Origin of the sequence: Winogradskyella endarachnes (assembly GCF_009741275.1) — a bacterium.
GTDB lineage: Bacteria > Bacteroidota > Bacteroidia > Flavobacteriales > Flavobacteriaceae > Winogradskyella > Winogradskyella endarachnes.
In genome coordinates this window covers 1-23,312 of the sequence record NZ_WOWS01000010.1, presented here as the reverse complement: position 1 = coordinate 23,312, position 23,312 = coordinate 1, and the positions used below count along the sequence as shown (strand labels likewise).

22 protein-coding genes are annotated in these 23,312 nt (G+C 31.9%); 2 read left to right on the top strand and 20 right to left on the bottom strand.

Features of this window, described 5'->3' with window-relative positions:
- Positions 1-286: 286 nt before the first annotated feature.
- From GN138_RS15680 to GN138_RS15640, 9 genes are all read right to left on the bottom strand, one after another.
- Complete coding sequence (locus GN138_RS15680; protein ID WP_157364943.1) at positions 287-868, bottom strand: hypothetical protein; 582 nt, start codon at positions 866-868, stop codon at positions 287-289.
- 143 nt (positions 869-1,011) lie between these two features.
- A complete protein-coding gene (locus GN138_RS15675; RefSeq protein WP_157364942.1) occupies positions 1,012-1,482 on the bottom strand; it encodes a hypothetical protein in 471 nt (156 codons plus the stop codon).
- 215 nt (positions 1,483-1,697) lie between these two features.
- Positions 1,698-2,363 (bottom strand): hypothetical protein, encoded by a 666-nt coding sequence (locus GN138_RS15670; protein WP_157364941.1) that lies wholly within the window; start codon positions 2,361-2,363, stop codon positions 1,698-1,700.
- A gap of 167 nt (positions 2,364-2,530) precedes the next feature.
- On the bottom strand, positions 2,531-5,695 hold the full coding sequence (locus GN138_RS15665) for a hypothetical protein (protein ID WP_157364940.1): 3,165 nt from the start codon (positions 5,693-5,695) through the stop codon (positions 2,531-2,533).
- An 86-nt stretch (positions 5,696-5,781) separates the two neighbouring features.
- Complete coding sequence (locus GN138_RS15660; protein WP_157364939.1) at positions 5,782-6,309, bottom strand: DUF6252 family protein; 528 nt, start codon at positions 6,307-6,309, stop codon at positions 5,782-5,784.
- A 709-nt stretch (positions 6,310-7,018) separates the two neighbouring features.
- A complete protein-coding gene (locus tag GN138_RS15655; protein WP_157364938.1) occupies positions 7,019-7,729 on the bottom strand; it encodes a hypothetical protein in 711 nt (236 codons plus the stop codon).
- A 1,098-nt stretch (positions 7,730-8,827) separates the two neighbouring features.
- Positions 8,828-9,664, bottom strand: coding sequence for a hypothetical protein (locus tag GN138_RS15650; protein WP_157364937.1), 837 nt, complete (start codon positions 9,662-9,664; stop codon positions 8,828-8,830).
- A 170-nt stretch (positions 9,665-9,834) separates the two neighbouring features.
- On the bottom strand, positions 9,835-10,317 hold the full coding sequence (locus GN138_RS15645; protein ID WP_157364936.1) for a hypothetical protein: 483 nt from the start codon (positions 10,315-10,317) through the stop codon (positions 9,835-9,837).
- A gap of 155 nt (positions 10,318-10,472) precedes the next feature.
- Positions 10,473-10,865 carry a hypothetical protein gene (locus GN138_RS15640; RefSeq protein WP_317162768.1) on the bottom strand — a complete coding sequence of 131 codons (393 nt, stop codon included), beginning with the start codon at positions 10,863-10,865 and terminating at the stop codon, positions 10,473-10,475.
- Between the two features lie 479 nt (positions 10,866-11,344).
- On the opposite strand from GN138_RS15640, the gene GN138_RS15635 reads away from it, so the two are divergent.
- Both GN138_RS15635 and GN138_RS15630 read left to right on the top strand, forming a co-directional pair.
- Positions 11,345-11,653 (top strand): type II toxin-antitoxin system TacA family antitoxin, encoded by a 309-nt coding sequence (locus GN138_RS15635; protein WP_157364935.1) that lies wholly within the window; start codon positions 11,345-11,347, stop codon positions 11,651-11,653.
- Positions 11,622-12,122 carry a GNAT family N-acetyltransferase gene (locus GN138_RS15630; RefSeq protein WP_157364934.1) on the top strand — a complete coding sequence of 167 codons (501 nt, stop codon included), beginning with the start codon at positions 11,622-11,624 and terminating at the stop codon, positions 12,120-12,122. The genes GN138_RS15635 and GN138_RS15630 overlap by 32 nt, the downstream gene beginning before the upstream one ends.
- 219 nt (positions 12,123-12,341) lie before the next feature.
- Here GN138_RS15630 and GN138_RS15625 read toward each other — a convergent pair whose 3' ends face one another.
- From GN138_RS15625 to GN138_RS15575, 11 genes are all read right to left on the bottom strand, one after another.
- Positions 12,342-13,808 carry a hypothetical protein gene (locus GN138_RS15625; RefSeq protein ID WP_157364933.1) on the bottom strand — a complete coding sequence of 489 codons (1,467 nt, stop codon included), beginning with the start codon at positions 13,806-13,808 and terminating at the stop codon, positions 12,342-12,344.
- 186 nt (positions 13,809-13,994) lie between these two features.
- On the bottom strand, positions 13,995-14,387 hold the full coding sequence (locus GN138_RS15620) for a hypothetical protein (RefSeq protein ID WP_317162767.1): 393 nt from the start codon (positions 14,385-14,387) through the stop codon (positions 13,995-13,997).
- A gap of 162 nt (positions 14,388-14,549) precedes the next feature.
- Positions 14,550-15,269 (bottom strand): hypothetical protein, encoded by a 720-nt coding sequence (locus tag GN138_RS15615; RefSeq protein WP_157364932.1) that lies wholly within the window; start codon positions 15,267-15,269, stop codon positions 14,550-14,552.
- A gap of 152 nt (positions 15,270-15,421) precedes the next feature.
- Complete coding sequence (locus GN138_RS15610; protein ID WP_157364931.1) at positions 15,422-16,216, bottom strand: SseB family protein; 795 nt, start codon at positions 16,214-16,216, stop codon at positions 15,422-15,424.
- Positions 16,217-16,379: 163 nt separating this feature from the next.
- Positions 16,380-17,108: an abortive infection family protein gene (locus GN138_RS15605; protein ID WP_157364930.1), complete on the bottom strand. Its 729-nt coding sequence runs from the start codon at positions 17,106-17,108 to the stop codon at positions 16,380-16,382.
- Positions 17,109-17,254: 146 nt separating this feature from the next.
- A complete protein-coding gene (locus tag GN138_RS15600; RefSeq protein ID WP_157364929.1) occupies positions 17,255-18,247 on the bottom strand; it encodes a hypothetical protein in 993 nt (330 codons plus the stop codon).
- Positions 18,248-18,422: 175 nt separating this feature from the next.
- The gene (locus GN138_RS15595; RefSeq protein WP_157364928.1) at positions 18,423-19,019 is read right to left on the bottom strand and encodes an RDD family protein; all 597 of its coding nucleotides are present in this window, start codon (positions 19,017-19,019) and stop codon (positions 18,423-18,425) included.
- Positions 19,020-19,185: 166 nt separating this feature from the next.
- Complete coding sequence (locus tag GN138_RS15590; protein ID WP_157364927.1) at positions 19,186-19,830, bottom strand: hypothetical protein; 645 nt, start codon at positions 19,828-19,830, stop codon at positions 19,186-19,188.
- A gap of 678 nt (positions 19,831-20,508) precedes the next feature.
- The gene (locus GN138_RS15585) at positions 20,509-21,405 is read right to left on the bottom strand and encodes a hypothetical protein (RefSeq protein ID WP_157364926.1); all 897 of its coding nucleotides are present in this window, start codon (positions 21,403-21,405) and stop codon (positions 20,509-20,511) included.
- A gap of 167 nt (positions 21,406-21,572) precedes the next feature.
- Entirely contained in the window at positions 21,573-22,214 is a 642-nt protein-coding gene (locus GN138_RS15580; RefSeq protein ID WP_157364925.1) for a DUF4304 domain-containing protein, read from the bottom strand.
- 152 nt (positions 22,215-22,366) lie between these two features.
- A complete protein-coding gene (locus GN138_RS15575) occupies positions 22,367-23,197 on the bottom strand; it encodes a hypothetical protein (protein ID WP_157364924.1) in 831 nt (276 codons plus the stop codon).
- Positions 23,198-23,312 lie beyond the last annotated feature (115 nt).

The window sequence follows — 23,312 nt, the reverse complement described above, 5'->3', positions numbered from 1 at the left end:
ATCTATTTTCGTTTAAAAGAGTCTCAATTTGGATTCTTTCTTTTAGGGTAAGTCGTCTATGCTTTTTTACTTTCATTATAACAAATCTATAATTTTAGATTTGTTGCGTTAAGTTATTGAATAGAGCTAGTTTTTTTCTAATGTTGCACAACGTGTTTGTGTATGGTTAGTTGCGTGGTTAAGCAACTAAGTTAGTAAACAAATCACAGATAGAAAATTCCAGCGGAATTTTCGTAAGTCGGCAGTGACCTAGCAATTAATTATACACGGTGTTGCCAACAGTATTTTATTTTTTCCGATTATGAAATTCAGTCAGAATTTTTTCTTTTTCCAATTCCGAAAGTCCAAAATCAGTTATCAATTCAGGTCGAAAAGGTGGAATTCGGTCGTCAATCATTAAAACATTTTGAACCAAATATTCGCCAACTTTCAATTCATTTCCTAAACAGCCAGATTGATAATAAACAGAATAAATCGTGTCATTAATCGCACTTGAAATCAGTTCGGTTTTATTCTTAAAATTCTTTTTTCTTAATAATCCCTCGTAAGCGATTGCTTTAATATTACCATTTGGAAATTCCGTCAGTTTTAGAAGTTCAGATTCAGTTGCGTTTTTCATAATCCATTTTCGACTTTCAATTTCTTCAGGCATTGCTCTTCCATTTCCTCCAATTCCGCTCGAAATTGATTGATATTTATAAACACTAATTGAATCCTTGATGTTACTTTCAATTCCGTTCCAATTAAACGTCCAGCTTTTTTCGTAGCCAGAAGTTAACACAGCAATAATTCCAATTCCGAGTATTGTCAGGATTGGAATTAAAATCGAAAATCGACTTCGTTTGTTATTATTTCTGCGTTTTATCATATTGTTGGCAACGGTTTTGTGTATGGCTCGTTGCGGAAAATGTCCAACGGACTTTTCCGCCGTAGAACGAAGATAGCAAATTGCAATGAATTCCGATTAGGAATTCAGCCGCAATGAGCTATACACGTTGTTGTGCGTAGGTTTTATTTTTTATTTAATTCAAATGTTCCTTTGTCCTTTGGAAAGCTAGAATCATAATCACCACTAATTTCAATTCCGTCATTGTCTTTCATTCCGTTATATTCAATAAATTGTCCTTTTCCAATTGACATTTTAGCTTTAAAAAATCTGCGATTAGATTCATTACTTTCATTCGGTCGTCTTTTTTGTCCAATATTATTTCCATTAACATCAGATTTCGAAAAGTTACCTGATAATTCCACGATTTTATTTTGTCCAGGTTTATAAAGACTCCAAAGATTATAGTAAATAAGGGTTTCGCTTTTAAATTCCGCATTATTATTTTCAGGAATTGTCGTCAAGACTTTTCCGCTGACGAGTGCGTATTCAGAACTATTCCATTTTCCGTTCCAATTTGATTCCGCAAAGTTTTCAGGAATTGAAGTTCTATAAACGATTTCGTTTGATATCAACACAACGACGAAAAGAATCAAAACCGTTATTAAAATCCGTTTTATTATTTTCAGAAACCTATTTTTCATTCAGAGTTCAGTTTTTCTCAACTTACGCACAACGGTCTCGTATAACCGTCAGTTACGGGTTAAAGTACGCAAATTTTTCGGTTTAGCACTGGCGTTAGCAATTCCGAGTGGATTCGGACTTAGTCGAATCCGCCGTAATTGCGGTTATACATTGTTAGCAGTTGTTTTTATTCCGATGTTTTTATTTTTTTCAATTCAATTAATAAACTGTCTTGACTTTTCGATTTTGCTAAATTACTTTTCTCTAATGATTTTATACTTTCATTTAATTCCGTCAACGCATTTATTTGATTTTGTTCCCAAACTTTGTCTCCTTCATAATCTTTCAGAGCGAAAAATAAAGCAATTCCAGATATTAATGTTGAAAATACTACAAGTCCAATTGAAATTCTTGTGTTTTTCGTTGCCGAAACCGCATTGCGTTCAGATGCCGTTCTGAATAACACTATTTCTTCGTTAAGCTTGTGTATAAGTTCTCCGAGAAAATCAAGTCTAAATTCTTGTTGTTGGGAACTACCAGTTAACGATGAAACTTCGGAATTTAAAGTTTCTAAAGAACTGTCAAGTCCTCCAAGTGAGGTTAATTGTTTATCAGAAAAGTGAGTTGTTATTTTACTTAATAAATTTATTTCTTTATTAAGTCCACCAATCAGATTATTGAGCTCGTTTTGTTTTCGGTTTTGTAATTCTGTTAATCCGATTGTAATTCGTCCAGAATATTTCGCTGCAGCTGCTGGTGTCAAATCTTTCTTCATTAAATACTTTGATTGAGAATTTATCTTTTCGATAATTTCCTCATTCGTATATTCAATAGGATATTTTTTTTCTGACATAATTTGGTTCAAAATAACTGCTAACGTGTTTGTGTATGGTTAGTTGCGTGGTTTAGCTACTAATTTAGTAAACTTTTACGAACCCGTGAATATTCCGAAGGAATATTCACAAGTAGGTAGTAAAAGCAATTAACTATACACAGTGTTAGGGCACAGTGCTTTTTTTATCAATTGCGAATTAATTCATTTCCACCACCATTACCGAGAACGTCAAAAAGTTGATATTGCCATTCGCCATTACCGCAATCACAAACCGCTCTAACACCTATATTTAGTTGACCTGAAGTATTCGGCATAACATCCTTGTAAGCTGTATCATCATAGTTTCTAATGGCACTATTAGGTATTTGCCATTCATAGGTTATATTTAGAGGGTCATTAGCTTGGTAAAGTATTGGAATATATTGAGCATATAATTTTGTCCAAGTACCAACAGTTAAATCATAAACACCAATTTTCTGAATAGATAAGCCGTCGCTACTAGGAACACCAACCCAAATACCTTTTTCAATTACAATATCACTATTTGTAATACTAGCAGAAATAAGACCTGCATATTGTGTGGTAGTTGTATTGCGATTTATGGTTACACTTGTAGAGTTTTGAGCAATTATATTTAAATTTGGAGATACACTCCAGTTAATTGATGTAACACAAGGGTGGTTTACTCCACTAATAGTATAAGTATATGATTGTGAGTCACAAATAGAAGAATTACCTGTTATTAGAGCATTACTTATTGAGTCAGGAATACCAACTTCAATATCTTTAGAGATTGTAACATATCCACATGTTGGATTACCATAAGTAGCAGTTAATGTAATTGACCCATTATTATTTAACTCTGATTGATTTAATGTAATTTCATTACCGTTAATAATAAATGAAACTAAATTATTTGGGTCTGCAACAGTCCAATATATATAAGTTGCTTCATCTGTTACGGAATAGGTGCCTGAATCACATAGATTATCTTCTCCAAATAATTCTACATTTGAACAAAAGTCAGAACAGTCATCTATTAAGTTAGTTGCTTCTTCCAGTTCATTAGCCAACCAGTTACCGTTTCTTGATTGAAAAGAAATATGTTCATTATTAGTTGGCACGTTAGGCTTAAAATCAACAATGAAGTTATTAAAGCCACTTGTTAAAGCTGTATCAGGGGTATGACCACCAGAATAATTTTTAAGATAATCTTCGGGATTTACTTCTGTATTATTGCGTTTAATATCTAAAGCACTTACAACAGGGATAAAACCATATCTTGAATTAACAACTGTGCCAGAGGGTATATAGTCTTCAAAATCGAAAGATATTTTATCTACAAAATCATAATAACCACCAGAATAGGTGTCAAATGGTAGATAACCGCTTGGCGCATTTTTAGAGCGTTCAGTAATGGTATGAGAAATAGATACTAACCAAAGTAATTTTTTCTCATATCTCATTTTACCCCAATACACTTGTCTATTAGACTCATTTACATCTGGATTAGCATATAAGTCAAAGTCAAAGAAATATTCACTTGAACCTGGTAATAATCCCAAAAATGTCAATTCTAAATCAGTAGTAGCTTGACCAGCTAAAGGTGTTACTATTAAATGAATTAAATCTCCCCAGAAACCAGGATTATGCGTGTCATGCAGGTCTATAAATTTTGCTTTAGGGTTAAACCCGTGGTCAACAGCGCATTCGTTACCATTACTAATGGCAATATTACGTGATTGTGTTGGGTAGCCTACTCCTTCAAATTCTTGTTGCCAAGCATTATGTATATCCATGGTTGGGGAACTATTGGAATCAACATAATGATAATTCATTTGCATTGCTGCTGGTGTGTCTTGTAAAGTTAAAATATCTGAAACAGAAGGAAAAGCAATATTTATGTGACCTAGACTCATTATTTCTACAAGATTTAATATCGTAGGAATCACAATTTCTGCTAAGCCATACAAAACTGGGGCAGATGTATATTGGTCATACGCATGTCGAGAGAAGTATTGTAAACTCAATGGTGTATTTGCACCTTGCATTGGCGAGTCGTGTGCTACAAATAAGCGTACATCATGGGTTTCTCCATCTGTTTCCATATTGGCTAATGTGTAACGCCCAATAACACCGCCCATACTTTGACCTAGCAATACGTTGGGTTCGCTACCCACTTTATTGGTGTTTACCCAATTTATAACATTCTTAAGTACTTCACTATTATGCTGTATGCTATTTGTTCCATTTTGCCAATCTATATAAACGATGTCATATTCTTGGTTTGAGCCATCTAAAAGGTCTAATAATTCTGGGCCTGAATTTTCTAAACTTTGAAGAAAATTATTTTCTCCATAAAGCGTTATGTCTCCACCCTCAATTTCAGGTGTTAAAATACTACCAGTATCAAAACCTTCTGCAACAATAAAAGGTTTAGTTAATTGCCCATTATGAGAAGATGCATAATCTATACGTAAAACAGCGCCATTTAACCATGATGGAAATGATGAACTAGGGCCATTTATAACCACATCTGTATCGTAGTTTGTTGTTTTAGACGTAATAATAGAATTATTTTCGGGTGCATTTACTTTAATTTTTGCTATTGAATACAAAATACTACCATCAGTTAAAGTAGTTTTAAACAACCAATCATAAGTTCCGTTTTGTTTATAGTTAGTGAATACTTTTTGGTCTATATTTAAAGACTGATAACCACTACCGTCATTAAAGTTGACTTGGATATTTTGAATGCTATTAGAACTATTACTTAATAACAAGTTTTGAGGAAGTATAACACCAAAATTTAATTTATTATATGTGTTTACTGGCGATGCAAAAGCTATTGTTTTGTTTTCTAAATAAGGGTTTTGCCAAACACTATTAGTATACTTATCGTAATATTTGTTATCACTAACTGTAATTTTATTATTGCTTAAAGCATTTGTGTCTAGTTGCGAATATTTGTAAAATAAACCCGCTAGCACTATAGTGCTTTGTTCGGTTTGGTTGTAGTTTTGACGTTGCGTTACCCAATTACTAGCAATATCTTCTAGTTTAGTAAAATACTGTGTACTAGTAGTTACCTTACCCATAAATAGAGTTTTGTAAATATTACCAAGTACATTTGCATCTATATAAGTACTGTCTGTTATAGTTCCATTATAGGCTGGAACATTGGTAAATTCCATTGCGTAATCTAATAAGATGGCATTTGGAACATTATTTTTGTTCAAACCTTCAAATATGGGATTAATTTGGTCTTTCCAATTGGTGTTAACTTCGGTTTGTGCATGTAGCATTATAGCTATAAATACAAAGAAAACAGAAATCGTAATTTTTTTCATAATTTTGTAATTGATTTTTTGTTAGACATTATTTTTTAATGTTTAGCTTTATAATTAACCGTTTTGTGCCAGCAAAACGGTTTTAATTATTGTGTAAATAAAGTATCGAAACGCCCTTCTCGTATTTCAACGGTTTCTCCTGTATATGGATTCTCAACATCAAACCAAAACGTGCCAGATACTATATTGTTTGTGAAATCTAATTTGGTTATTGTGAGTTCTCCTGAATATTGTGAATTTGTTGTCGAAAATTCTTGAGATGAACTATTTGGATTAAAGCTACTCCCAGCCCATGCGTTGCCACTAATATTCTCTATTAACAGAAAAGTTTCATTCTCAAAGATTTCTTTATTATAAGTACCAATAGTAACACTAATTAAAGATTCTACAGTGTCAGAACCACTAATCCCAAAATAATATTCTCCGCTTATATATTGGTAATAGCAATTAAAATAACTACCACTGGTGTCTATAAAGCTTTGTCCATTTACTTTACAGGCAAATATCCCTGCACCAGTTTGTGTTGCCTCTGGTAGTGTTGCGTTGTCGTCGTCGTCAGTTTTGCAACAACTCAGTGTTAACAGAATTGTAAGTGATAAAAGTAGTTTTTTCATTGAGATTTAATTTTTATGAAAATTAAAGAAATATAATTGTTCGTAATTACAGTTTTACCGTAATTAATGTTAACAGTAAGTTAATTTTTCTCTAATTATTTGCAAACTTGCTCACGCATTGTGCCTAACGTGCGCGTGTATGGTTTAGTTGCGACGTTTAAGCAACTAAAATAGCAAAAAAATCACGAACGCGAGAAAATTCCAGAGGAATTTTCGTGAGTAAGCTTTTTGCAGCAATTAACTATACGCATTGTTGGCTGTAGTAAGTTGGTATTTAAATTCAAGTTCAGATTATGAGTGAACAATTCCGATTGAGTGAGTAATTCACGCGTTGATTTCACAGTTCAATTCCGCAAACGAGCTAAAAAATCGTGCGTAATTCAATTCAGATTTCGAGTAAGAATTCCGACTGAGTGAGATTCCAGAGTTGAGTGATAAATTCCTGCGATGTGATTGTCAATCCAGCGTTATTAATTTCAGATTTCGAGTAAGTGATTAAGAGAATATTCCGCATAAAATTTCGGGTTTTGATTGCGAAATATTCGTGCTTTTCTTGCGCTGAGTTATTACAGCCAACGGTCTAGTGTATGATTTCGTTGCGTGTTTAAGCACTAAAGTTAGCAAATAATAACAGATAGAAAATTCCAGCGGAATTTTCGTAAGTAAGCCTTTACTAGCAATGAATTATACACAGTGTTGTGTGTAGTTATTAATGATTAAAATTTAGATTGTCATAAAAACTTTGATAGTCATTTATATTAAGCCTCTCATCCAATAAATAACTATCACAAGCACTTGTAGCTTCTTCTAAAAAGCCAAGAGCATTTGAACCAGTAATTTTTTTTGCTTCTAACCAACATTCTGATAAAAACTCTTGAAAAAATTGATTATCATTTTTTTCTCCTTCACTATACAATAGAGTTCCATCAAAATCAGTAAGACCTACATGTTCCCATATTTTCTCGAAAATTTCTTCTAATTTAAGCCCATTACTTTTTGGACTTATTTCTATTCTACCTGTGATATCATATTTTAAATTAGGATATATGTTTGCGTCTGGTTCAACAAACATGTAAAATTCTGTGCCATATATGTAATAGGCTATGCTATACAATTTTATCTTTTCTTCAATGGAATTCAATTTATCAAATTCTCTTAAATGGATTTTTTTAAAAAAATCAAGTACTTCTTTTTTTATTGGTTCGAGAACAAAAACTGGGTATAAATTTTCCCATTCTTCCATTAATACATCAGCTGCATCTAAAAATTTAAAAAAAGAGCCGTATAATTCATTAGGGGATTTTATGTTGTTTCTATATAATTCGGCTTCTTTATTGATTCGTACGTAAGATTTTGAAATAGAATTCCAATTTTCTTTAAGTATTTCAGATTCAATTTTAAAATCTTCTATTTTATGCATATCGATTTTCAGTAATTACACACAACGTGCGCGTGTATGGTTTAGTTGCGATGTTTAAGCAACTAAAATAGCAAAAAAATCACGAACGCGAGAAAATTCCAGAGGAATTTTCGTGAGTAAGCTTTTTACAGCAATTAACTATACGCATTGTTGGCTGTAGTAAGTTGGTATTTAAATTCAAGTACAGATTAAGAGTTAACAATTCCGATTGAGTGAGTAATTCACGCGTTGATTTCACAGTTCAATTCCGCAAACGAGCTAAAAAATCGTGCGTAATTCAATTCAGATTTCGAGTAAGAATTCCGACTGAGTGAGATTCCAGAGTTGAGTGATAAATTCCTGCGATGTGATTGTCAATCCAGCGTTATTAATTTCAGATTTCGAGTAAGTGATTAAGAGAATATTCCGCATAAAATTTCGGGTTTTGATTGCGAAATATTCGTGCTTTTCTTGCGCTGAGTTATTACAGCCAACGTCTCAGTGTATGGTTAGTTGCGACGTTTAAGCAACTAAAATAGCAAAAATTAACCGAACCAGAGAAAATTCCAGAGGAATTTTCGTGAGTAAGCTTTTAGCAGCTATTAACTATACGCATTGTTAGCTGTAGTAATTTTGGTTTTGTAATTATTTGAGTGCGTTTTTTTGTTTTAAATTCCAGTTCCGATTTATAAAAGTAGAGTGTAAGTCCGTTTTAAAATTCCGACTGCGTGAGACATTCACGCGTTTCTTTTCTGTTTATATTTCCGATTGCGCAAACGAGTTAAAAATTCCAGCGTTATAAAATTCAGATTTCGAGTAAGAAATTCCGATTGAGTAGGTTTCCAGAGTTGAGTGAAAAATTCGTGCGTTGTGTTTGTCATTCCAACGTTTTAATTTCAGAATTCGAGTGAGTTTTTTTGCGTTCAGTTCGGCTTAAAACGCTTTACTTGTGCGCTTAAAATTCAAGTTTAGAAACTGCGCTGAGTTATTACAGCTAACGGTTTCGTATAAGATTAGTTGCGTGGTTTAAGCAACTAATTTAGCAAATAAAAACCTAATAGAAAATCCGCGAGGATTTTCGTAAGTAGGCTAGAACCAAGCAATTAATTTTATACATTGTTAGCGGTAGTTTTTATTATTTCGTATTCTGTATGTTCTTATAATATTTTCTAATTCTCTGTGTGTTACATTCAGAGAATCAATTTCTATTTTTTCAAACTCGGCGTCATCGTAGAAATAAGACAGGTAAGATTTAGCTGATTTTCCATAACCTTCCTGAATAACCTCTTCATTTTCTATATTCGACCAATTCTTAAATTCTACGCTATTAGTTTGTATTCCTTTCGAGTTAATTATTATTTGTGGTTCGTTATTGAATGCTTTTTGAGATTGTTTTATTGAGTTATAAATTCCAACACCTGTTAATATAACTCCCAAAATATAATTCATTGTAGTTCCTTGAAAGAAAAAGTAAACTCCACCAATAGCTATTAAAATTGAAACTCCTAATTCGGCAAAATTGTAAATTTTCGAAAAATGAATTTCCATTTTAGGTGGAAGAGAGTAATCTTCTCGGTATTCATCTTCTTGCTCGAATTTCTTTTCAAGTTGTTTAAGTTTACTTTTATCCTCGCTATTCCTGATTTCCGTTTTTTCGAAAATATTTCCGTCGTTCCAAATCAATTTTTCTTGGATTGCTCTTTTCTTTAATTCGTGAACGTTTCGTACATTCTCAAATGCCCAAATTCTCCATTTGGTAATCATAAAACTCCAAATTAGCCAAGCTAAAACAAACCCTATTAAAAAAGCTATTCCAATTCCCCAACCAGGAATTAAATTCTGTTCTGATAAGTATAGAGCCAAAGCTGGACAGCCAATAATTGCAATAAATACAGGGATATTCACTATTAAATGTCCTCTTTTTATTGCTTTGTCAACTGTTATTTGTTGTCTCATTCAGATTTGGGTTTAAATTACCGCTAACGGTCTCGTATAACCGTCAGTTACGGGTTAAAGTACGCAAATTTTTCGGTTTAGCACTGACGTTAGCAATTCCGAGTGGATTCGGACGTAGTCGAATCCGCCGTAATTGCGGTTATACATTGTTGTAAGCTGGCCTTTTTCAGTCACAATTTATTAATTTCAGTTTCAATTTTTTCTTTTAGTTTCTTTAATCTCCTTTCAGATATATTTCCTCTATTCAGCGCTGTGTATTTGTCCTCAATTTCGCCAACTACTTTCGGCATATAGATTAATTTATTGTCTATTATAAGTCCTAAATATGAATTTCCGTTCAAAGCTTTTTTACTTGCAGAATTCATTTTTTCAAGACCCAATTCGTCAAGTACAATATACATTCCGAATTCGCCACTTTCCGTTTCATAAATTGATAATTTCTCAATATTTTCAACAGTTACTATTGGCTTTGGATTCACACTTATTTTTTTATTAGAGTTGTCAAGTTTTTTGATAATTCCACTTCCGCCATCGTTCACAAAATACCAACCTGTTTTTAAATATTCAGGATTTGTGGTATTAAGGTTTCTCTGTGATGAACAGCTAAATATAATTCCAATTAAAAGTCCAAATATTAAATTCTTGCAGTTCATTTTTTGGCTTGCTTACAACGGTCTCGTATAACCGTCAGTTACGGGTTAATATACACAGACTTTTCGGTTTGTCACAGACTTTAGCAATTCCGAGTGGATTCGGACGTAGTCGAATCCGCCGTAATTGCGGTTATACATTGTTGTGCATAGTTTTTTTACTCATCTACGACTCCGATAAACATTAAATATTCAATTTCGGTATCATAGATTTCTAATAATTCCTCTTTAGTCAGGTCAACTTTCTCTTCATTCAGAGCGTATTCCACCATTTGGTTAATATCTAGTTCGGCATTCGATTCAGGTTCGCTTTCAGGATTTGGAATGTCAGAAGTCAGTCCTGTTTTCTCCATATAATTCATTTCCGCAAGTAGAGCGTCACGAATCAAATTCAAATCAGATTTTTTCTTATTCAGCTTTAATGCAATGAAACAAGTCGCCTCGTCCAAATCATATATTTCTTTTCCAGCGTTGTTTTCATTAACAGTACATATTGGTTCGTTTTTACAACCGAAAAATGAGAGTAAAGTCAAGATTAATATTTTTTTCACGTTTCTTGGGTTAAATTATGCACAACGGTTTTGTGTATGGTTAGTTGCGTGTTTCAGCACTAAAGTTAGCAAATAATTAACAGATAGAAAGTCCGCGAGGACTTTCGTAAGTAGGCAAGAACTAGCAATGAATTATACACGGTGTTGTAGCTAGTTTTTTTACTTTTTTTCAAATTTATTTTTTTTGTACGGTAAAAACACGTACATTTGTAATGCTGATTACATTATTACGACAAAGAAAAGTAAGTCAGAGCAATTAAGACAAAGAAAAGTAAGTCAGAGCAATTAAGACAAAGAAAAGTAAGTCAGAGCAATTAAGACAAAGAAAAGTAAGTCAGAGCAATTAAGACAAAGAAAAGTAAGTCAGAGCAATTAAGACAAAGAAAGTAAGTCAAAGCAATTAAGACAAAGAAAGTAAGTCAAAGCAAATTAAGACAAAGAAAGTAAGTCAAAGCAAATTAAGACAAAGAAAGAGTATTATGTCAACCGTATCAAAAGATAGAATTGATGTTCGTATCAGCAAGGAACAGAAAGAGTTTGTAAAGTATGCGTCAGAGTTGCGTGGATTTAAGAACTTGTCCGAATTTGTAGTTTACTGTATTAATACTGAAGCTAATAATATTGTTAAAGACAATAATCTTATTGTCAAGACTTTAGAAGACAAGAAAATATTCTTAAATGCAATATTGAATCCACCTTCTCCTAACGAGAGACTGAAAAGAGCTCAATTAAATTATAAAAAATTTAAAGAGACAAATGGATTTAAAAATAACGACGCTAGAAAGTAATCACGACAAAAAGTCCTTCAGTTGTGGTTATTCGATGCTGGATAATTATATACAAAAACAAGCAAAACAAGATATAAAAAGAGACTTATCGGCTTGTTTTGTGTTAGAAAATGAACAAAGTCATTTAGTATTAGGCTATTATACTTTGTCAGCTAACTCGATAAGTAGAGGCGATTTTCCAATTAGTATTTCTAAAAAATTACCAAAGTCCTATCAAGACTTACCTACAATTCTGCTAGGTAGATTGGCTATTGATGAGAAATATAAAGGAAATGGATTTGGCGAATTAATTTTATTAGATGCACTTAATAGGTGCGTTCAAATATCTAAAAACCTTGGAACATTAGCAGTAGTAGTTGACCCAATTGACTCTAAAGCTGAAAAGTTCTATTACAAATATGGTTTTATTTTAATTCCAGGAACAGGAAAGATGTTCATTCCAATTAAGACAATTGAAGATTCAATATGATTAAAAATGAGAGTGTTATTCATTTAGCACTCTCTTTCTTAAATTAGCTACAACGGTTTTGTGTATGGTTAGTTGCGTGTTTAAGCAACTAATTTAGTAAACAAAAACGAACGCGAGAAAATTCCGAAGGAATTTTCCAAGTAGGCAACGACCAAAGCAATTAATTATACACGTTGTTGTATGCCGTTTTTTTTGTTCATTTTTTTGTTAATCAGTTGCTTATGCTTTTGATGCTGACGCTTTTCTTGTAGCGTCAATTATTATTATATTCTCGTGATTCTCTTTATCAATTTCTTTTAAAATTTTGTTGACTTTTCTAATATCCGATGCTGTATAGCATAAAACTACTGAAATATCACTTGCTGATTTTGATGCAGCTTTATAAATGTCTGTTTGATTTTCCAAATTTCTTTTTAACGAGGACGATTTTGCTAATTTGAACTCGATAATTGTCGAATCTCCACTTCCAAAAGACACCTTGTAATCGGCTGGTCCACGACCATTATTAACTTCTGCATTGACATCATATGGTGAAGCATACCAAGTCAATCTAAATATTCTTTGTATAGTATCTTCTTTTGCTATAGGCTTGTGTCCATCGTAAAAAATCCGATAACCATCATTGTTTTCTATAACATCTTTGAGATATAAAGCTCTTTTTAAAGATTCATCATAGCTATTAGATTGTAATTCGTAAAAATCACTATTCTTATTTAATAATTCGCATAATGGCGTAAGAGCATCTACTAATTTTTCTTTTAACTCTTTAATCTGCGACAAAGAAGCAGAACTTACTTCGTGCTTTTTATCTTCTTTTAGTTTTATATAAAAATCTATTAATTCGGGAAATTTTCTAATCGTTTTTAAGAAGGCGTATTCTTTGTCTTTCTTTTTTGGTTTTCGAGGTAAGTGAGACCTGAAAAATTCATTAATAGCTGAACGTAAAGATGAGTTTTCTAAAGACCGAGTTACGTTGTTAAAACTTGAATAAAAGTCAGAATTGTTGATTACAGCATCATCTACGGTTAAAATATCTAAAGGTGTTAGAATTATAAAATCACCACCTTTTTCTCTAAAAAAATATGGTAATTTAAAAGTTCGAGGTTGCCATAATTTTGTTTTTTTATCAAAACGACATCTTACTGAAAAGTTTTTTGTTTGGTTTTCTGTCAAATATTTTTTCGCAAAATTTTCGGTGTATTCAAGAAGATATTCTTGTATTAAATTAGTAGTAAAATCACTTATAAAGTCTTTTCCGACTCCAGAATTAACAAGAGTCAATTTTTCTATATGTGTTTCAGCTGTTATTTCTTCTTCGCCAAAATTACTGTAGAATCCATTAAAAGCAGTTATAGCTCCATTTGCAAATTTTTTACCTAAACCCTTTCCGCCATTGCCATATTTTGACAATCCTAACCAATTTTGTTTAATTTCGGGAAACTTGAATAAGTTTATGTCTACACCTAATCCATTATTTTCAGTAGCATACTCTTTTAGAATTAGTAAATGTTCAACTACTTTTTTGTGTAATTCTTTATATTGTTGTTTTTCAGAAGCAAATAATAAAAAAGGGTCAATAAACATTGGTAAGTCGGAACTTAAGCAAATATTTAAAGCACCATAATTTTCCAAAGTTGATTCGTCAATTTCAAAATAATCAGAAAAAAGTAATTTAAAATTGGACATATATTATTCTATTGATTGATTGTTCTTGGTTTGGTCAAATGGCATACAACGGCTTCGTATAACCGTCTTTTACGGGAAAGTTAGCGAATTATTTCGGATTAAACACTAGCCTTAGCAATTCCGAGTGGATTCGGACGAAGTCGAATCCGCCGTAATTGCGGTTATACATTGTTGTGCATAGTTTTTTTATTCGTCCACAACTCCGATAAACATTAAATATTCTACTTCGGTATCATAGATTTCCATTAATTCTTCTTTTGTTAAGTCAATTTTCTCCTCATTCAGAGCATATTTTACCATTTCATTAATATCCATTTCTGCATTCGATTCCGATTTGCTTTCTGTATTCGGGTTTTCGGAAATCAGTCCGATTTTATTCATATAGTTTTCTTCCGCAACCAGAGCACCACGAATCCAATTCAAGTCCGATTTTTTCTTATTCAGTTTTAACGCAATGAAACAAGTCGCTTCGTCCAAATTATATATTTGTTTTCCAGCGTTATTTTGATTCACAGTGCAAATCGGTTCGTTTTTACAACCGAAAAAAGATAGTAAAGTCAAGATGAATATTTTTTTCACGTTTCTGATTGGGGATTATGCACAACGGTTTTGTGTATGGTTAGTTGCGTGTTTCAGCAACTAATTTAGTAAACAAAAACGAACGCGAGAAAATTCCGAAGGAATTTTCCAAGGAATCAACGACCAAAGCAATTAATTATACACGTTGTTGTGCATAGTTTTTTATTCACGATGTCCATCTATTTGGAAAAACAAGTTCGTGTTATGTCGCTCCATTTTGCCGTGAGAATCCAACTGTTCATTTATTTGTTTTTCAAAGTGCTCAATCCAACTTCGTATGTCAGAAATCAGTTTTTTGATTGAAATAGTAACCTTTGGAAAGTTCCGACCTTGTTTTGTAATTGACTCAAATATTATCTCATCAATCTCGTCAATTCCAATTTCCATCGTTGGTGATATCATCTGTCCGCCAACACTTTGTGTATGATTTGTAAAAACTCCTGAATACAACATAAACTGTTGAAATTTATTTGAATTCGGAATATTACGCATCCAAGATAGAGAACCATACATTGGCAAATCATTTAATGTTAGGACTTCAGAAATTCGTTCGTCTATGTGTTGATATGAATTCCGAAGTTTTTTTGCTTTACTCAATTCAGACAGCATTGGCTCTTCAGTCCCTAAATCAAAGTGTCGAGTAATTAAATTCATAAAAATTGTTGCATTACTGATTATGGTCCAAACGTCTGCAAAAATTTTTGGATAGTTCTCATTTGTGCTACTCGGATTTTCGCTGAATTTTATCAATTCGTTGTATAGTCGGTCGTATGTTATTTCACAAATATCAACACTATATGTAATTGCATTGAAAACTATAACCTGTTCAGGTTTCAGTTTTTTTGGTGGAAATCGAAAATGTGAATTGCTATCTATGGTCATTCTTCAAAATTATGCACAACGGTCTCGGCTATGAGTAGTTGCGTGGGTTAGCACTTAACTTTGCAAGTACACACCAAACTGAAAATCCGCGAGGATTTTCAGAAGTAGGCGAGAACAAGCAATTACTTATAGCCATTGTTGGCAAATCGTTTTTATTTTTTATAAATCAGTGAGTTTTCAATTCCTTTTACGGTTTGTAACCAACCTTCGTCATTCAACATAAACATTTCAAGAGGTAATTCCAGTTTCTCTCCTTCCATTGAATTTTGAACTGTTCCAATACAAGCTGCTCTTGAATTGTCTGAATAAGTATCGAGTACAAATCCAAGCATTAAAATGCTTTCATTATTTCTTACCATTGCATAATGATAAACTTCTTTAATTACACTTACTTTTGAAAAATTAGATTGAAATTTTTTCAATAAGTTTCCTGAAATCGGTTTCATTGGTGTTCCAACTGTAACTTGCGTTTCTTCTTGAATTGTTTCCGTTTGAATATTTTCTCTGTTTCGCTCAAGTACAAACATTGTCGGCATATCAGTGTCTATAACAATTCTATCAATTCCGTGTGCTTGACAAAAGTCAATCACGTCTTTTGATTTCATTGCAGTATATTCAGTTTCTTTTTTAGTCCATTCAACAAGTTTTTCTGGTGAAGTAAATGCTCCCAAAACTTTAAGTCCATCTTGGTCAAAAACTGAAGTTAATTTTAAGGTAGAATCTTTTTGTAAAGTAGTCCAATTATCTTTTGGCTCTCCGTCATTTACAGAAGGTAAAACTAACATAGCGTTGCCTTCCATAATTTCATTGAACGCTTTTTGATAATTCTCTTGACTTTGGTTCTTACCATATTTTTCTAATAAACCAACCAATTTGGTGTTATTAGGATTCTCGTTATTTTCAGCAACTTTCTTTTTCGTTCCAAAAAGTTTGTCAAATATTCCCATTCAGTTTTCGTTTCGTTTAAATGTTTGCCAACGTTGTTGTATATGGTTTGTTGCGTGTTTAAGCACCTAATTTAGCAAATACAAACCGAATAGAAAATCCGAGAGGATTTTCGTAAGTAGGCTAGAACTAGCAATAAATTATATACGTTGTTGGCAACAGTATTTATTTTTTAGAACTCTCAAATAAAAAAAGTGTCATTGCTCCAGCTAAATTTACGGCTAATTCAGCGTGTCTTTCACTCGGTTTAGTCTTTGCTATTCCTTTTCCGTGAGAATCACTTAATTTATTCCTAATTCCTCCTAACCCTTCCACCACAGATTGACAACCGTTTAATATTTGTTTAAAAATTTTTTCAGTATGTTGGTCTGGTGCTAAATTCAATTGTTTAGCTGTTAATTTATATAATTTTGGTAAATCTAAATTATCAGAATATTCAATTTTTTTATTTTCTAAGATATGTTTACAAACTGTTTCTATTAATGTTCTACTTGTTGTTATTGCTCCTTCTGGGTCTGTAGTTTTTCTTTTTAAAGCTTTATCCCATTCTTGTTTTATATAAATTTCATTGATACTTTTCAATTTTTCAGAAATAGAATTTTCTCCAGGTGTTGATGTATTCTTTTCTGCAATATTAAGAAGTTCAGAAAACGAATCCCATAAAAACATTCTTCTACCTGCATAGTTAGAGCTAACTTGTTTTATGAAATGCCAAAATTGTTCAGCAGTTCTTGTAGTTTTTATGAAGTCAGGAACTTCTCTTGAGATAATTTCATTGGCGAGTAATTCTTTTCTTGTTTTAGAATATATTTCTTCATTCCAATCTCCTCCAGTAGCAAAGTCAATCAGTAGATTTTGAAAAGATTCAATTTTTGAAAATAGTTCTTCGTTCATATTGTTGCCAACGTGTTTGTATATGGTTTGTTGCGTGGTTTAAGCACCTAATTTAGCAAATAAAAACCGAATAGAAAATCCGCGAGGATTTTCGTAAGTAGGCTAGAACCAGCAATAAATTATATACGGTGTTGGGCGTAGTTTTTTTAACATTTTTTTAAATCAGATATTAGTTGAGGATTCAATAGTGAATAAATAATTACTTTTTTCAATACACTTCTCAGAAACAAAAGAATTTCATTCTTTGAAACCTTTTGAAATATTTGTAGTTTTTTCTCAAAATCTACAAAATCGCCATGAGCTATAAAATTTCTATAATTATATGCGAAACCAACAACTTTACCTAAGGTTAAAGTATCTGGACCTTTCATGTAATCTGCAATAATAATTGGTTTTTCTAATTGGTTATTTAAGAGGTCTAACTTAGTTTCCAATTGTATCCTTATAGATTTTAATTTATCAAAATCATTATTGACTAGTAAAGATTCAAAACATGCTATATAGCTAACTATTTTAAATGAAGAATAATTTGAAATTTCTGTTAACTTGAAAAAGTCTTCAAGAGATTTATTAATATATACAAAATCTTCTTTTATTTTGTCAAAATCATCTAATAATTGTAAGTTTTTTTCTATTTGAAATACATCATCTTTAGTTAAGTCTTTAGGTAAGTCTATAGGCGTTTTTGAATCATAATCAATTTGATTTTTATCGTAATAATATGAATGTGAGCTTAATTCTGATTCGAAAGAATATTTAATAGAAGTTGAACCCAAAGGATTAGTCATTTTATGAAATCCAAATGGAATAAAATATTCTTTCTCAGTTAAAAGAAATGCTTTTGCATATGATTGAATATATTTACCAGTACTTTTTGTTTCGTCCAAAACGAAATATCTGAAGTCCTCTGGTTTTCTGGACTTCATTTTTACTCCACCACTATCTAATCTATCAATTACTTTTGTTTCATGATAGCGAAAAAAAAACACTTCTTGTCCAGGTGTATATCCAAACCTCGATACAAGCGACTTAATTTTATTCTGCTCTTCTAATGTAGCAGACCTGACTATCAAATTCTTTCCAATATTGATAATTTCATCAACATTCAATTCTGTTAGATTTTCAATGAAGTACGGCATTTGTTGTTGTACTTTAGTTCGTTTTAAATTACGCCCAACGGTCTCGTATAACCGTCAGTTGCGGGTTAAATTAGCGATTATTTTCGGATTAAACACTAGCCTTAGCAATTCCGAGTGGATTCGGACGTAGTCGAATCCGCCGTAATTGCGGTTATACATTGTTGGCATTAGTATTTTATTCCACATTATCTTTAACAACTTTAGTTTTAGATAAAAAGTCGTGAATTCCGTTTTTCACAAACAGAAACGAAAGACGGTCAAATGGAATTAGTCGGCAAAAAGTCCGAGTTATTATATCTCCGTCAGTCGGTTTTTCTCCGTTCATTTTCACAACTTTTGTTTTTGTCACAAACTTTCCAACTGTCTTTTGGAATTTAATTTCCATTACAGCATAATAAGCTATAAATGTTCCAAAAATCAAGATGTAGCCAATAAGTGATATCATTCCTTGGTCAGTTGGTTGAACAAAAAGTCCGATTATAAAACTTATTATAAATGCTAAAACTAACCAAACAATAAAATCAATTAGAAAATTCACAAATCGAATTCCTGAACCAACAACATTTGAGTCAACTTTTTCTTTTTGTTCTTTTTCCGCAGTTGCTTTTTCTCGAATTTTTTCAAATTCCGATGTGTCAATATTTCGTTTTTCAACTTCTGCATCTGCTGCTTCAATTGCAGTCGGATTATAACTTCCTCTTTCTACTGTTACAATCTTTATTAATTCCTCATTTGTCCTTTCGGACATTACTTTTGCAAATTCGTTTTCCATTAGTTTGATGGTAGGTTTATATTAATGCCAACGTGTTTGTGTATGATTTCGTTGCGTGTTTAAGCAACTAAATTAGCAAATAAATCACAGATAGAAAGTCCGCGAGGACTTTCGTAAGTAGGCTATAACTAGCAATGAATTATACACGGTGTTAGCAGTTCGGGTTTTACTTCTTTTTTTTATTCAAATGGATTGTCTTTTCAAGTAATGCAAAGAATTTATGTCCAACTTCTGAAGTCTCATATTTTATGTCCATTACATTAATTTCTAGGTTTTTTGATTCAAGTTTGTTTACAAGTCCATATCCAACAAGTTTTGGTGCTAAAACTCCATATAAATATCCACCATCATCTAAATTACTATCCAAGTCAATTCCTCTATTAAGTATCGGTGAATAAGTATGGAATAAACTCAATAAATCTTCTTGTGGTGGTTTTCTACCAGAATATCCCATTCCAACTGTTCCAACAGGATAATTTTGGTTTCTTAAAATCTCATAAAGTTCTTTGAATTTATAATTTCCAACTTGTTCATCCCAAATTGGGTCAGTTTTTTTTCTAAATAATCTAATTATTAATTTTATTAGAAAGTATATTCCAATCAGAGATAGAAAAACAAAAACAGGTGTTTTATAAGTCAGTCCATTTAAAAAAAAGTCGTAAATATCTTTAATAGAATAGTTGCTATAACTAGTCCATATGGTAGCAATAAGTAAAATCAGTCCAGTTGATATAAGTTTACTCCAGACAGAATCTTTCCATATTTTTTTAATGAAAGTCCAGACTTTATTTTCTTCCTTTGGTTTATTCATTTACGTTCTGTTTTTTACCTGACTGCTAACGGTTTTGGCTATGATTTCGTTACGGAAAAATGGGCGACCATTTTTCCGACGTTGACCGAAAGATAGCAAAAATGTATGGAATTTCCGCGAGGAAATTCCGCCGTAATGAATTATAGCCGTTGTTAGCTTTTAGTGCTTTTATAATTCATTCCGTTTTTTGTTTTTTCGGTCAGCTTTTTATTCAGGTTTCTTTAATTTCTACGTTTAATTCATTCCGCAAACTTGCTCAAATTCCGACCGTTTTTTTAATTCAGGTTTGAGTGCGCAATTCCAGTGTTGTTTTTCCAGTTCCGATTGCGTAAACAAGCTAAAAAGTCAAGCGTAATTCAATTCAAAGTTTGAGTGAGCAATTCCGATATAGTTTTTCATTCCACATTTGAGTGATAATTCCGAAATTTTTGAAATTCCGCACACAGTTTTTCTGATTTATCTACCTTAAAATTCTAAAAAAAAATCGAAAAATAAACCAAGCTTTTTTTCAAACCGCAAACTTGCTCGAGCATTAAAGCTAACGGTCTCGTATAAGATTAGTTGCGTGGTTTAAGCAACTAATTTAGCAAATAAAAACCGAATAGAAAATCCGCGAGGATTTTCGTAAGTAAGCTAGAACCAGGCAATTAATTTTATACATTGTTGTACGTAGTTTTTTTATTCATACACATAAATGTGAGTCATAATCGGTTTGTCCTTTTCAAGATATTTAGTCGTTTTAGCAATTCGATTTTTTATGTCGTATTCGGTTATTAATTTGCTAATAAATTCTCCTGTTTCTGTCGTTGCTAATTCTTCTAATTCTTGTCCATTATCGTTAAGCTTATACTCACAGATTTTTTGAGGTCTATATTCCCAGCTTTTGCTTTTATCTTTTAGGTGTCTTGGATTTCCCTCATAATCGTACCAAGTCATAGTATATTTATAACTGTTTTTTTGATATTCATAGAATTTAGTCCAAATAAGTCTCTCTTGGTCAAAAGATTTCTCTTCTTTGATTCTATTTTGATTGTCATAAGTCCAAACATATCTGTTTTGACTGCTCCAATGTTTTTCAGGTGCATTATATTCTATTTTTCGACCAAGATTATCGTATGAGTAAAAAGTTTCCGAACTCAATTTCCATTGACGTTCCTTTTCAAAGTCGTCAGAGGTTAAGTTGTCCTTAAATGGCATACCTTTTTTTAATATTCGTCTGTAATCGTAAGCAATTCTTTTTTCCAATAAGTTTTTGTTATTGTAGAAAAATTCCATTTTTGAACTGTCGCAACAAACACCTTTGAGATTAGGACGATACTTTATAGTTTTTGTCAGCAAGGTATCTTTGTAAATATAGGTTGTATTCACATCGGATGTACTATTTGCATTATCAGATTTATAACCTCTATATTCCTCGTAAATGACCAAGCTATCTGAATTAAACTTAACCTTTTTCACAACTTTAGTATTCAAGCTGTCAGTTCCCTCGTATTGAAGTATTTTGTAATTGAAAGATTTTTCTTGACACGAATAGAATAGAGAAAATAGAAATAATAAAATTAGAGGTTTATTCATTAAGTTCTGGGTTTGGTCAAAATTACGTACAACGGTTTTGTATATGATACGTTGCGTGGTTTAGCACGTAATTTAGCAAATAAAAACCGAATAGAAAATCCGCGAGGATTTTCGTAAGTAGGCTCTCATTAGCAATGGATTATATACGTTGTTGCCAGTAGTAATTTTTATTTGTTAAAGTGTTTTTTCAAACGTAAACTAATTTCTTTCTTATCATTAGAAAATGAGGCTTGAGGATATTTAGTCCAATATTCTAAACCTTTTTCCAAAGCCCAAAGTGCTTTTTCTTTATTGTTTTCAATTAAAAAGAAGTCGCAAGCAACAGAATGTCTACCTCCTAATTCTTTTTCAATTATTCGATTCGCTGACCTTTCCCAATTAGATAAATCATTCAAGTAAGGAATTCCTATGTTAAGGATATTTTCTTTGAGTGTTGTCATTACGTTATTACGTTCTTTTTCATTAATTAATTCAAAATGTAATTGTTCTTGATTATTAATTATGACTTGTTTCCAATTAGGGATATTCCAACACGAAACTCCTGCTAAAGAATTATTGACAGGTTTTATTCCATATTCTTTTTCAAACCATTTGCTATATGTTCTTGATTCAACACCAAGTAAAGCCCAAAATTCCGCATTTACATTTTCTTGATTGTATCTGTTAAGTTGGAAATTAATTTTTTGTTCAAAGTCACCTTTTTTTCTTTTAAATGATAAAGAACTTTTTAAAAATTTAAATCCGATTTCAGATAGAGGGTCAGAAAGATATTCAACTATATTTGTTGTAATTAATTCTCTTGGTTTCATTTTGGTTTTATTACTGGCAACGGTCTCGTATAACCGTCAGTTACGGGTTAAATTAGCGATTATTTTCGGTTTAGCACAGACTTTAGCAATTCCGAGTGGATTCGGACGTAGTCGAATCCGCCGTAATTGCGGTTATACATTGTTGGCAATAGTTATTTTTTTGGTTTGCTAATTTTTCTATGTAATTCAGCTATTTTTATTTCTCCGAGTTTTTCTTTTTCCACTTTTTTTAACTCTTCTAATTTTTGGTCAAGAATAATTTCAATTCCAAGTCTAATTGCATCGAAATAATCTAAACAATCTTTTTCTGAAAGCTCGTGTATTCCTAAACTTATGATTGAGTATAAAGATTTATTCTTAACGAGAAATGGTGGAAGATGAGCTGACAGTATTGCAATTTTGTCATCCATTCTTTTTATTTGAAAATCATTTTCAGGTATTCCGATTTCCGTTTTGTTTTTTTCGAAAGATTCCCAAATCTGGTTTTCAAATATTCTTCTTAAGTAAACAAATGAACCAATTCCAACACCATTTGCGGCAAGTCCAATTCCTTTGCTAAATTCCTTTAACTTTTCCTCTGAAAGTATTTTTCTGTATTTTTTTAATTCAAAAATGTGAAAATCCGCAATTGATGGAAACTGACCGACTTTCATAACTTTTTGATTTCTTACATCATAGTAAATAAAGAAGTTTATTATGTCCTCAAACCTTTTACATTTAATTTGAATTTTATCAACTCCACCGTATTTGGTATAATAATCTATGCTTTCATTTATACAGCCCCAAGTTGAATAAGTTGTGTTAGTCTTACGAAATGGATTGTATCCCTCGATTGTTATATCTCTGGTATTTCCACGTCCAAGATTTAATAAGGTCAAAAAATCGTCCCAATTGTCTTCGGTGACATCTACTTTAGTATAAATCGGTAACTTAAAGAAAAAATATTCGAGGTCGAAATTACTCATTAATAGTGCTGCATTCAATGTTCTAACGCAACAAACGTTGCTTTTTTTTGTTTGATACTAAGCTACATTTTTTAGTTCATAATCCATAATTTCTTGAGGAGTTTTATAGCCTATAATTTTCCGAGGTCTGTTA